This window comes from Curtobacterium sp. MCBA15_005, assembly GCF_001864855.1.
Lineage (GTDB): Bacteria > Actinomycetota > Actinomycetes > Actinomycetales > Microbacteriaceae > Curtobacterium > Curtobacterium flaccumfaciens.
This window is the reverse complement of sequence record NZ_MJGL01000001.1, coordinates 1-11,013: the sequence shown is the minus strand read 5'-3', so window position 1 is coordinate 11,013 and position 11,013 is coordinate 1. Positions and strand designations below refer to the sequence as shown.

General features: G+C 71.6%; 12 protein-coding genes. 6 read left to right on the top strand and 6 right to left on the bottom strand.

All coding sequences use genetic code 11. The features are described from left to right. Positions 1-29 precede the first annotated feature (29 nt). Positions 30-710 carry a response regulator transcription factor gene (locus BIU89_RS00060; protein WP_027466611.1) on the bottom strand — a complete coding sequence of 227 codons (681 nt, stop codon included), beginning with the start codon at positions 708-710 and terminating at the stop codon, positions 30-32. Continuing rightward, a complete protein-coding gene (locus BIU89_RS00055) occupies positions 707-1,873 on the bottom strand; it encodes a sensor histidine kinase (protein ID WP_027466612.1) in 1,167 nt (388 codons plus the stop codon). The genes BIU89_RS00060 and BIU89_RS00055 overlap by 4 nt, the downstream gene beginning before the upstream one ends. A 146-nt stretch (positions 1,874-2,019) precedes the next feature. Between BIU89_RS00055 and phoU the strand changes: the two genes are divergently transcribed. Continuing rightward, positions 2,020-2,688, top strand: a complete 669-nt coding sequence (phoU, locus tag BIU89_RS00050; protein WP_027466613.1) for a phosphate signaling complex protein PhoU — start codon at positions 2,020-2,022, stop codon at positions 2,686-2,688. A gap of 69 nt (positions 2,689-2,757) precedes the next feature. Continuing rightward, positions 2,758-3,306, top strand: a complete 549-nt coding sequence (locus BIU89_RS00045; protein WP_035809234.1) for an AAA family ATPase — start codon at positions 2,758-2,760, stop codon at positions 3,304-3,306. Between the two features lie 183 nt (positions 3,307-3,489). Here BIU89_RS00045 and BIU89_RS00040 read toward each other — a convergent pair whose 3' ends face one another. Continuing rightward, a complete protein-coding gene (locus tag BIU89_RS00040; protein ID WP_071244006.1) occupies positions 3,490-4,236 on the bottom strand; it encodes a phosphoglyceromutase in 747 nt (248 codons plus the stop codon). Positions 4,237-4,280: 44 nt separating this feature from the next. On the opposite strand from BIU89_RS00040, the gene BIU89_RS00035 reads away from it, so the two are divergent. Next, the gene (locus BIU89_RS00035) at positions 4,281-5,054 is read left to right on the top strand and encodes an SAM-dependent methyltransferase (RefSeq protein WP_071244004.1); all 774 of its coding nucleotides are present in this window, start codon (positions 4,281-4,283) and stop codon (positions 5,052-5,054) included. Positions 5,055-5,150: 96 nt separating this feature from the next. Here BIU89_RS00035 and ygfZ read toward each other — a convergent pair whose 3' ends face one another. The 3 genes from ygfZ to BIU89_RS00020 all read right to left on the bottom strand — a co-directional run bounded on the left by ygfZ (position 5,151) and on the right by BIU89_RS00020 (position 7,253). Next, entirely contained in the window at positions 5,151-6,233 is a 1,083-nt protein-coding gene (gene ygfZ / locus BIU89_RS00030; RefSeq protein ID WP_071244003.1) for a CAF17-like 4Fe-4S cluster assembly/insertion protein YgfZ, read from the bottom strand. After that, positions 6,233-6,835, bottom strand: a complete 603-nt coding sequence (locus BIU89_RS00025) for an FABP family protein (RefSeq protein WP_027466617.1) — start codon at positions 6,833-6,835, stop codon at positions 6,233-6,235. The genes ygfZ and BIU89_RS00025 overlap by 1 nt, the downstream gene beginning before the upstream one ends. Positions 6,836-6,971: 136 nt before the next feature. Beyond that, positions 6,972-7,253 carry a hypothetical protein gene (locus tag BIU89_RS00020; RefSeq protein WP_128780538.1) on the bottom strand — a complete coding sequence of 94 codons (282 nt, stop codon included), beginning with the start codon at positions 7,251-7,253 and terminating at the stop codon, positions 6,972-6,974. A 136-nt stretch (positions 7,254-7,389) separates the two neighbouring features. Here BIU89_RS00020 and BIU89_RS00015 point away from each other — a divergent pair, with 136 nt between their 5' ends. Genes BIU89_RS00015 through BIU89_RS00005 form a run of 3 tightly spaced genes read left to right on the top strand, consistent with a single transcriptional unit; the run spans position 7,390 to position 10,960 of the window. Then, a complete protein-coding gene (locus BIU89_RS00015) occupies positions 7,390-8,073 on the top strand; it encodes a response regulator transcription factor (protein ID WP_017888078.1) in 684 nt (227 codons plus the stop codon). After that, entirely contained in the window at positions 8,073-8,897 is an 825-nt protein-coding gene (gene mshD / locus BIU89_RS00010) for a mycothiol synthase (protein WP_071244001.1), read from the top strand. Before BIU89_RS00015 ends, mshD begins: the two co-directional genes overlap by 1 nt. A gap of 47 nt (positions 8,898-8,944) precedes the next feature. Further along, complete coding sequence (locus tag BIU89_RS00005) at positions 8,945-10,960, top strand: serine/threonine-protein kinase (RefSeq protein ID WP_071244000.1); 2,016 nt, start codon at positions 8,945-8,947, stop codon at positions 10,958-10,960. Positions 10,961-11,013 lie beyond the last annotated feature (53 nt).

Sequence of the window (11,013 nt, the reverse complement as noted above, 5' to 3'; positions counted from 1 at the left end):
ACTCGCACCGGGCCTCCTGTCCGTCCGCCTCAGGCCTCGATGCGGTAGCCGAGGCCGCGGACCGTCACCAGGATCTCGGGGGTCGACGGGACCCGCTCGATCTTCGAGCGGATGCGCTTGATGTGGACGTCGAGGGTCTTGGTGTCGCCGAAGTAGTCGGAACCCCACACCCGGTCGATGAGCTGCCCGCGGGTCAGCACACGGCCGGCGTTCCGGAGCAGCAGTTCGAGGAGCTCGAACTCCTTGAGCGGCATCGGGGTCTCGGACCCGTCGACCGACACCGTGTGCCGCTCGACGTCCATCCGGATGCCGCCGACCTGCAGGATCCCGCTGTCCGCCGGGTCGTCCTCGGTCCGGCGACGGAGCACGGCACGGATCCGGGCCAGGAGCTCCCGGGTCGAGTACGGCTTCGTCACGTAGTCGTCGGCGCCGAGCTCGAGCCCGACGACAATGTCCACCTCCGAGTCCTTCGCGGTCAGCATGATGATCGGCGCGTTCGACCGGGTCCGGATCTGCCGGCACACCTCGGTGCCGCTCAGGCCCGGCAGCATGAGGTCGAGGAGCACCAGGTCGGGGTTCTCCGCGTCGAACTTCGACAGCGCGGTCACGCCGTCGGCAGCGACGGAGGTCTCGTACCCCTCACGCTGCAGCAGGAACTCCAGGGGCTCGCTCAGGGCCGGCTCGTCGTCGACGATGAGGATCTTGGTCACGATGGCTGCTCTTCCAGTTGCTCTTCGAGTGCTGTGGTCAGTTCGGGATCTGCCTCGGGCAGACGGATGGTGAAGGTCGAACCCTTGCCGGGCTGCGACCAGACGCGCACGTCACCACCGTGGTTGCTGACGACGTGCTTGACGATCGCGAGCCCGAGGCCGGTGCCCCCGGTGGCACGCGACCGTGCGGGATCGACACGGTAGAACCGTTCGAAGACCCGGTCGAGGTCGGCCTCGGGGATGCCGACACCCTGGTCGGTGATCGCGATCTCGACGAAGCCCTTCGACGACCGCACGCCCACACCGACGCGGGTGTTGTCCGGCGAGTACTTCACCGCGTTGGCGATGAGGTTCGACACCGCGACCTGCAGCAGCCCGCGGTCGCCCATCACCCGCAGCTTCGACTTCTTGGCGCGGATGATCTCGATCGAGCGGGCGCGGGCGACGACCTCGTTCGCGTCGATCGCCGCCTGCACGATCTTGTCGATGCCGGTCTCCTCGCTGTTCTCGAGCGCGTCGACGGACTGCAGCCGGGACAGCTCGATGATGTCCTTCGTCAGCGCCCCGAGTCGCTCGGACTCGGTGATCAGCTGCGCGGCGAACTTCTTCACGTGCGCGGGGTCGTCGGCGGCGAGGACGAGGGTCTCGGACAGCAGGCCGATCGCGCCGATCGGCGTCTTCAGCTCGTGCGAGATGTTGGCGACGAAGTCGCGGCGGACCTCGTCGATGCGCCGGCTCTCGGTCAGGTCGTCGGCCGTGAGCAGGACGTACCGGTTGCCGAGCTGGGCGGCACGGAAGCTGAGGTAGCCGATGAGCTCCCCGTGGCGGCCGCGCGGCAGCTCGAGGTCCTCCGACCCCATCTCCCCGCTCTTGCGCACCCGGTCGATGAGCTCGAGCAGTTCGTGGTGCACGAGGCGTCGGCGCACGACGAGCCCCGCAGTGAGGGCCTGGGGGGATGCCGCGACGACGGTGTTCGACGGGTCGATGACGACCGCCGGGTTGTGCATCGTCGCGATGACCGCTGCGACGCCGTCCGGCAGGGTCCGCTCCGCCACGTCGGCAGCACGAGCCGTCCGCTCGGCGGTGATGATCAGCACCACGACGCCCGCGCCGAAGACCCCGCCGAGGAGCATCGACAGTGGCACGAGCCACGCGTTGTCCATGCCGCCAGTGTAGGGATGGTCATGCGGGGTTCCGGTACCGTTCACCGTCTGCGGAAGGCCAGAACGCGAAGCGTTCAGCCCCGCGTCACCGTTCGTTCACCTGGGCTGACGACACTCGTCCGGTACGCAGAGAGAGGTACTCCCCCATGCGCGAAGTCTTCCAGCAGGAACTCCAGGACGTCCAGGAGCGACTGACCGAGATCGCCGGGCTCGTCGAGTCCGCCATCACCCGAGCCACCCAGGCCTTCAGCGACTCCGACGTCGCCCTCGCCGAAGAGGTGATCGCCGACGACGAGAAGATCGACCTCGCCGCGAACAGCCTCGACGAGATCGCGATCGACATCCTCGCCCGCCAGGCACCGGTGGCCCGCGACCTGCGCGTCGTCGTCACCGCCCTGCGCGTCAGCTCCTCGCTCGAGCGCATGGGCGACATGGCCGAGCACATCGCGCAGCTCGCCCGCCAGCGCTTCCCCGAGAAGGTCGTGCCGAAGGGCCTGCGCAGCACGTTCAAGGAGATGGGCCGGCACGACGTCGCGATGGCGCAGAAGCTCACGCGGCTGCTCGCCACCGAGGACATCGCGCTGTCGGCCGAGATCCGCGACGAGGACGACGCCGTCGACGAGCTGCACGCCAGCGTCTTCGACTTCGTGCTCGGCGAGGCCTGGAAGGGCGGTCCGATCGACACCGTCGACGCCACCCTGGCCTCCCGCTACCACGAGCGCTTCGCCGACCACGCGGTCTCGATCGCCAAGAAGGTCGAGTACCTGGCGACCGGCGACTGGACCGGCGCGTCCACCTCGACCGCGGCGGTCTGACCCGACCCGATCGGTCTGACCCGGACCGATCGGTCTGACCCGGCTCGATCGGTCTGCGAGGATCGTGGCATGGCCCAGGTCGCGATCATCGTCAACGGCATGCCCGGTTCCGGCAAGAGCAGCATCGGCACGGCACTCGCCGAGGTGCTCGGCTGCCCGTTCCTGTCGAAGGACCGCATCAAGGAGCCCCTCGCCGACGTCGTCGGCCCGATGATCGCCTCGCGGCCGCTCGGTGGCATCGCGATGGACACGATGTGGTCCATGGCGCGGGCCGTCGAGAACGGGGTCGTCCTCGACGCCGTCTGGCTGCCGTCGCGTGACCGGGACCTCCTGGAGGCCGGACTCGCGTCCGCCGGGTCGCCTCGCGCCGTCGAGGTGTGGTGCGACACGGACCGCGCCACCGCCGAGCAGCGGCTGCGCGACCGGTACGAACCGGGCACCGTGCCGGTGCGGCACGAGGTGCACGGGGACCTGGCCGACGTGCTGGCCTTCTGGGACGAGCACGGCGACGACGCCCGGCCCGTCGGGCTGCCCGGCGTCCCGGTGATCCGGGTCGACACGACGAAGCCGTACGACGTCGGGGCACTGGTGCAGGAGATCGCGTCGCACTTCGTCTGACCAGCCACGGCTCGTCGAGCCGACCGTGCTGCCGAAGCGACAGGTCGTCGACGGGGCGATCCGTTCCTCCTGGCAGAGCGACAGGAGTCGGCGGAACGTCGGCGGCCCGCTGTCGCCTTCGCGAAGCCCGGCACACGCACAAACGCCCCGCCCGGATGCCGGACGGGGCGTTCTGCGTGGGTGCTACTTCTTGGCGCCCTGGGCGGCCACGGCGGCGGCGCCGGCGGCGGCGGCCTCGGGGTCCAGGTAGTACGCGGGCTTCGTCGGCGTGAAGTCGTCGTCGAGCTCGTACACCAGCGGGATGCCCGTCGGGATGTTCAGGCCGGCGATGTCGTCGTCGGAGATGCCGTCGAGGTGCTTCACGAGCGCACGCAGCGAGTTGCCGTGGGCCGTCACCAGCACGGTCTTGCCGGCGGCGAGGTCCTTCGTGATGTCGGACTCCCAGTACGGCAGCAGACGGTCGATCACGAGCTTGAGCGACTCGGTGCGGGGCAGCTGGTCGCCGAGCTCGGCGTAGCGACGGTCACCGAACTGCGACCACTCGGCGTCGTCGGCGATGGGGGGCGGCGGGACGTCGAACGAACGGCGCCACTCCATGAACTGCTGCTCGCCGTACTCGGCCAGGGTCTGGGCCTTGTCCTTGCCCTGCAGGTCGCCGTAGTGGCGTTCGTTGAGGCGCCAGTCGCGCTTCACCGGCAGCCAGGCCAGGTCGGCCTGCAGCAGCGCGATGTCCGCCGTCTGGATCGCACGGGTCAGGAGCGAGGTGTACAGGACGTCGGGGACGATGCCGGACTCGGCGATGAGGTCGCCGGCGCGCTTCGCCTCCTTCTCGCCCAGCTCGCTGAGCCGGACGTCGACCCAACCGGTGAACAGGTTCTTCTGGTTCCAGTCACTGTTGCCGTGACGGAGCAGGACGAGCGTGGAGGTCATGCCCCCGAGTCTACCGAGCGGTACCGGCCCCGTACCCTTGACGCATGCCCATCGGGAACGTGACGCGCGGGACGACCGGGTACAACCGGCTCCGCCGCGTCGACCGGTGGATCGCGACCCTGCCGGTGCTGCGCCGGACGGACGACCCGCTCGTCGCCGACGTCGGCTACGGGGCATCGCCGACCACCACCCTCGAACTGCGCGACCGGCTGGCCGCCGTCCGACCCGACGTCGAGGTGACGGGCATCGAGATCGAGCCCTCGCGGGTCGCGCTCGCGAACGCCGGGACCCGCGACGGCGTGACGTTCCGCCTGGGGGGCTTCGAGACGCCGACGCCCGGGCAGCGCCGGCCCGCCGTCATCCGGGCCTTCAACGTGCTGCGGCAGTACGACGAGTCCGCGGTGGTCGGGTCCTGGCGGATCATGCAGGACCGGCTGCAGCCCGGCGGTGCGCTCGTCGAGGGGACCTGCAACGAGGTCGGTCGGGTGGCCTCGTGGGTGACGCTCGACGACGTCGCGCCGCAGACGTTCACGGTGTCCCTCCGGCTCGCCGGGCTCGACGTGCCTTCGATCGTCGCCGAGCGCCTGCCGAAGGCGCTGATCCACCGCAACGTGCCCGGCGAACGGGTGCACGCGTTCCTGCGGGACCTCGACCTGTCGTGGGCGGTCGCCGCACCGCTCGGCACGTACGGGCCCCGGCAACGATGGATCGCCGCCGTGCGCGGGATGCGTGACCGCGGCTGGCCGGTGCTGCACGGGGTGACGCGCTGGCGGCTCGGCGAGCTCAGCGTCCCGTGGTCGGCCGTCGAGCCCGCCTGACGCCAGCGCGCAGGACACCGGTGTTCGCGCTCCGAACACCCGCGAACCGCGGTGCGACCGGCGAACACCGGTGTCTTGCGACCCTCAGCGCGCAGGCTAGGAGCGCTTGACGGCTCCGAGGCGGGGCAGGCGCGGGACGTTCGCCGTGGCACCGGCCTCGGGCGGGACGATGGTCTCCTGCGCCGCGGTCACCACGACGTCGTCGGCCTCGAGCCGCAGGGTCGCGGTGGGGTCGAGCGAGCGCTTCACCACGGCGAGCCCGATCGGACCGAGCTCGTGGTGGATCGCCGACGCCGACAGCCGGCCGACGGGCTTGTCGTCGAGCAGCACGGGGGTGCCGGGCGCCGGCAGCACGCCGTCGGACCCGTCGAGGTGCAGCAGCACGGCCCGACGCGGCGGGTGCCCGAGGTTGTGGACCTTGGCGACGGTCTCCTGCCCGCGGTAGCAGCCCTTCGACAGGTGCACGGCGGAACGCAGCCAGTCGAGCTCGTGCGGGATCGTCCGCTCGTCGACGTCGGACAGGGTCGGGCGCCAGGCGGCGATCCGCAGCGCCTCGTACGCGAGCAGCCCCGCGACGGGCACGTCCGACGCGGCGATCGCGGCCGCGGTGCCGGGGGTGACCACGGCGATGCGGAGGGTCCAGTCGGAGCCGGGGTGCGCCTCCGGGGCGGCGTAGCCCCACCCGCCCGGCGTGACGGCGCCCCACGGGTCGACCCACTCGGCGACGGGCGGTTCCGGCAGTTCGACGGACGCGAACGGGGCGTCCGCCCCGAACCAGCCGAGGGTGACGAAGTCGGCGGAGCGGTCGGCGACCTCGACCCGGAGCATGAAGCGCATCGAGTCGAGCCACCCGGCGAGCGGCGCTGCGTCAGCGCGCTCGGTGAGCAGCCAGACCGTCGCACCGTCGTCGACGACGCGAGCCGCGTGCTCGACGCGTCCGGCCTGGTCGAGGACGAGCGTCTCGGTGCTGACGCTGGTCGGCAACCCGGTGAGCTGCTGGGAGGTGATCGAGTTGAGCCACGACAGCCGGTCCGGTCCGGTGACGGTGACGACACCGAGTCCTAGCTCGACGACGGCGCGCCCCCGGGTCAGCAGGCGCTGCTCCCCGATCGGGTTGCCGAAGTGCGCGGCGACGGAGTCGGCGGCGACGAAGCCGTCACGCGCGGCGAACACCGACATCAGTCGACCTTCGCGAGCTGCCCCGAGGCGTGCGAGGTGAGTTCGCGACCGAGCGCGGCGATGTCCCACGCCCAGAAGAGCTTGCCCTCGACCAGTCCGTACAGGCGGGTCGCGGCGGAGTAGTCCTTCGCGTTCGGCGAGCGCAGCACGGCGTCGGTCGACAGGTCGATCCGGCCCTTCAGCACACGGCCGACGTAGAGCTCGTTGACGCCCGTCGGGTGGATGATCGCGGCCTCGACGTCGAAGCCGTCCGTGGTGTTGCGGAGCGCCTCGACGCTCTCGACCGTGCTGAAGGGCGTGGGTCCGTCGCCCAGGAGCATCGCGGGGCCGCGGTCGCCGGGCTCGGTGGGACGGTCGATCCGCCAGTAGCCCATCTCGGCGGCGAGCGGGGTGTGGTCGTCGTCGAGCAGCCAGGTGGTGGACGAGTAGTTCAGGTACGGCAGGCCGTCGTGGCTGAAGCTGACGCGCTGGCCGAACTCGTAGTTCCGGACCTCGTCGTCGTCACCGACCGGGTACTCGACCACACCGGTGCCCTCCCACACGCCGACCAGCCACGACAGCGGGACCAGTTCGGGGGCGAGGCCCTCGGGCAGCTCGATCAACGCTGGCCCTTGAACAGCTTCACGACGACGACCACCGAGATGAACGCGATCGCGAGCGACGCCAGGCCGAGGAGGCCGACGTAGAAGAGCTCGAGCGCAAGCAGCGAATCCATGCTCGGAGTCTACGCGGCTCGGCTCAACGCGCCAGGAGCACCACCGCGGTGACGAGGACCACGACGAACGCCCCGGACGACGCGATGCTGATCCGTTCGACCAGACCGTCCTTCGTGGCGGTGATGAGCTGCAACACGAAGCTGACCATCACGCAGGCGACGAAGACGAGCAGCAGCCAGGCGAAGGCGTCGCGCTCGGCCACGGTCAGCACGAGCACGGCCCCGACGACCGCCAGCACCCAGACCGGCAGGACGGACGTCAGCCGCAGGCGACGCTGGTCGGTGGGGTGCACGGGCTCGGTCACGCGCTCCATCATGTCAGGGACGTGCGGAACGCACGCACCGTGCGGTGCGGGACGACGCGCAATCCGTCCGGCCGGATGAGTCCTTCCCGAGCATCACTAGGATGTCTCCACGACGTCATCCACCTCCGGAGGTCCTGTGGCACAGCTCCTGGTACTCACCTCGACCGCGCCCGGAGACGTCCTGCCGAGCCTGGGCCTCCTGAGCCACCGGATCCGCCACGTGCCGGCCGAGGCCGCACAGCTGGTCAACGCCCCGCAGAGCGACCTGATGTTCGTGGACGCCCGCACCGACCTGGTCAGCGCGAAGGCCCTGTGCAAGATCCTCGCCTCGTCGGGATCGACCACGCCGATCGTGCTCGTCGTCACCGAGGGCGGGCTGACCGCGGTGAACAGCGACTGGAACGTCGACGACGTCGTGCTCGAGAGCGCCGGCCCGGCCGAGATCGACGCCCGCATCCGGCTGTCGGCCGGTCGTGCGGCGAAGGGCCAGACGAGCTCGAAGATCCAGGCGTCCGGTGTCGTCATCGACGAGGCCAGCTACTCCGCCAAGGTGCGCGGCCGGCCGCTCGACCTGACGTTCAAGGAGTTCGAACTCCTGCGCTTCTTCGCCACCCACCCGTCACGCGTCTTCACCCGCGAGCAGCTGCTCAGCGAGGTCTGGGGCTACGACTACTTCGGTGGCACCCGCACGGTCGACGTGCACGTCCGACGACTGCGCGCCAAGCTCGGCGACCTCGAGTCGCTGATCGGCACCGTCCGCAACGTCGGGTACCGCTTCAACGTCTACGACGACGAGGCCGAGCGCCTGATGGGGCAGTAGTGCTGCCCGACCTCGGCAGCTTCGTCGCCCCCGGCGAGGCTCCCCCGTTCTCCGACCAGACCCTGGTCGACGTCCGCGCGGGGCGCGCGACCGTCCTGACCGTCGACCACGGGGTCGCGGTGGTCCGTGACGGCGAGCTGGAACTCGTCGTCGCCCAGGAGGCCCGTGGCCGGGGCATCGGCACGGCCCTGGTGTCGCAGGCACTCACGCTGGGCGGCGGGGCCGCTCCCCGGCTCGCGTGGGCGCACGGGGACCACCCGGCAGCACGGGCGCTGGCCGACCGGTTCGGCTGGCGCGCGGTCCGCACGCTGCTGCAGCTCCGGGCACCCGTCGCCGAGTCCGATGTCGACGCCGACGTCGCGCTGCCCGACGGCTACTCCCTGTCGGCGTTCCGTCCCGGCACCGACGACGAGACCGACTGGCTCGCGCTGAACGCCGCCGCCTTCGCCCACCACCCCGAGCAGGGGCGCATGACGCTCGACGACCTGCACGCACGCGAGGCCGACGACTGGTTCGCAGGCGAGGACCTGCTGCTGCTCCGCGACGCCTCCGGGCAGCTCGCGGGCTCGTGCTGGCTCAAGGTCGAGGACAGCATCGGCGAGTTCTACGCCGTCGCCGTGCGGCCCGACCTGCAGGGGCAGCGACTCGGCGGTGTGCTCATGCGTGCGGGCACCGCTCGGCTGCGCGGCCGTGGCCTGACCGCCGCCGCACTCTACGTCGAGGGGGACAACGAGCCGGCGCTGGCGCTGTACCGGCGCTCGGGGTTCACGCAGCACGCGATCGACGTGCAGTACGCGGCGCCGGAGCAGGCCGCCGGCCGGTAACATTGCGTGGTCGGCGAGGGGTCGGCCATCGGGGGATCGGGGAACGCGTGGCGCAGGACCGTCAAGGGCAGTACGGCCAGGGCGAACCGCTCGGTGCGTCCTACCGGCTGGTCGAACTGCTCGGGACCGGCGCCACCGGAGAGGTCTGGCGGGTCGAGCACTCCGCGACCGGCGAGGCCTTCGCGGCCAAGCTCCTGCGTGCCGAACTCGCCGCCGACCCGCAGATCGTCGAGCGCTTCGTCCGCGAACGCTCGGTGCTCCTCGCCCTGCAGCACCCGTCCATCGTGCGCGTCCGCGACCTGGTCGTCGAGGGTGACCGGCTCGCGATCGTCATGGACCTGGTGCCGGGTGGGTCCGCCCGCGACCTGCTCGCGTCGAACGGTCCGCTCCTCCCGCGGGACGCCCTGACGATCACCGCCGAGACCCTCGACGCACTCACCGCGGCGCACGAGCAGGACGTCACCCACCGTGACGTGAAGCCCGACAACGTCCTGCTCCAGACCGCGTGGGTCCCCGGTGCCACCGGTGCCGTCCGGGTCACCGACTTCGGGATCGCGTCGGTCGTCGCCGAACGCGAACGCACGACCACCGGGCTCCTCGGCACGCCGCAGTACATGGCACCCGAGTCGATCAGTCACGGACGCTCGGGTCCGGCCGCCGACGTCTACGGTGCCGGGGTCATGCTCTACGAGCTGCTGTCCGGTCGCACACCGTTCGCCGGACCGGGCACGGACTTCGCCGTCGCCTACCGCCACGTCACCTCGAACCCGCCCCCGCTCGACGTGCCCGACGCCCTGTGGGCCGCGGTGTCCGCCCTGCTCGCGAAGGACCCGAACGCGCGGCCGTCGGCGGCCGACGCGGCGGGGACCCTCCGTCGGCTCGCACGGTCCCTCGCCTCGGCACCCGCACTGGTCGCCTCCAGCGACCCGGACTCGTTCGACGAGGTCGAGCGTCCGGCGACCGTCGTCCGTGGGGTCCGTCCCGACGACGCGGCGGGATCCCGGACCACCGCCACCGGGGACGACGCCGCGGTCGTCGGGCCGGCCCCGGAGCTCGGCCCCGCCGGGTCGCAGACCGTCATCCGGCCGATGGCGCGGCAGCCGCTGCCCGCTGCACCGGCCACCGAGCCCGAACCGACGCGTCGGTTCGCCCGCCCCGAGTGGCTGACCGACCGTGCACTCCTGTTCGGCGGCATCGGCGTCGTGCTCGTCGCCGCGCTGGTCGTCGGTGGCGTCGTGTGGCTGCCAGGGGCCCTCCGGAAGACGCCGGGCGCCGGTACCGCGACCGCACAGGCCGCCAACGCCTACCAGCAGGACCGGCCACTGCCCACCGGGCTGGCGACCACACGGCGCGCCACCGTCGACCCGGCGAAGGGCACCGTGGACCTGCGCGTCACGTACGCGGCACAGGCGGCCACCCTCAGCGGACCGTTCCTCGAGGTGCTGCCGGGTGCCCGCTCGGGAGCCTCCTGCCCCGCCGTCACCTGGTCCGGCGAGGGCATCACCGCGAAGCGCAACCAGCCGTCACTGACCGGCGTGGACACCGCGTGCGCGTGGAGCCTGTCCGGCGTCGAGGTCCCCGCCGGCGGAGACGTCACCGTAGAGGCCTCGGTGCCACTCGCCGTCGAGGACGGTGCAGCCCTGCAGACCTGGCTCGACGGCGTCGGCGAGGCGACCACCGCAGCCGTGACCGACGACGCCGTGCGCGGGACGGCCTACCCCGTCCAGCGGTTGCAGGGCGTCGAGGTCCGGACGCCCGACCGGACGGTCAGCCAGACGGCACTGCCGGTGACCCTGGTGCCGGTCTGGCCGAACGGCGCCGACGAGCTCAACCCGCTGTACCGCAGTCCGAGCAGCGGGCGCCCGTCGCAGATGCTCGTCGACGTGGCCGGCGGAGAGTCAGGCGTGCGGTTCGCCGACGGCTGCTCGGGCGCGTTGGCCGTGTCGTCCGACGGGCTCGTTGTCACCGCGCTGTCCGTCGCCCCGTCGTGCACCGTCCGGGCGACGGTGGGGAACTTCACGAACCTCGAGAGCTCGCCCTTCGGGATCACGACGCGCGACTGAGCGCGTCTGTCACGCGCGTCCATCGCACGACTGAGCGCGACCAGCAGACGGAC

Excerpts from the sequence above, each read along its gene's own strand:
- BIU89_RS00055 (WP_027466612.1), bottom strand. The coding sequence starts at position 1,873 with ATGGACAACGCGTGGCTCGTGCCACTGTCGATGCTCCTCGGCGGGGTC.
- ygfZ (WP_071244003.1), bottom strand. The coding sequence starts at position 6,233 with ATGTCGGTGTTCGCCGCGCGTGACGGCTTCGTCGCCGCCGACTCCGTC.
- phoU (WP_027466613.1), top strand. The coding sequence starts at position 2,020 with ATGCGCGAAGTCTTCCAGCAGGAACTCCAGGACGTCCAGGAGCGACTG.
- BIU89_RS00035 (WP_071244004.1), top strand. The coding sequence starts at position 4,281 with ATGCCCATCGGGAACGTGACGCGCGGGACGACCGGGTACAACCGGCTC.
- BIU89_RS00045 (WP_035809234.1), top strand. The coding sequence starts at position 2,758 with ATGGCCCAGGTCGCGATCATCGTCAACGGCATGCCCGGTTCCGGCAAG.
- BIU89_RS00040 (WP_071244006.1), bottom strand. The coding sequence starts at position 4,236 with ATGACCTCCACGCTCGTCCTGCTCCGTCACGGCAACAGTGACTGGAAC.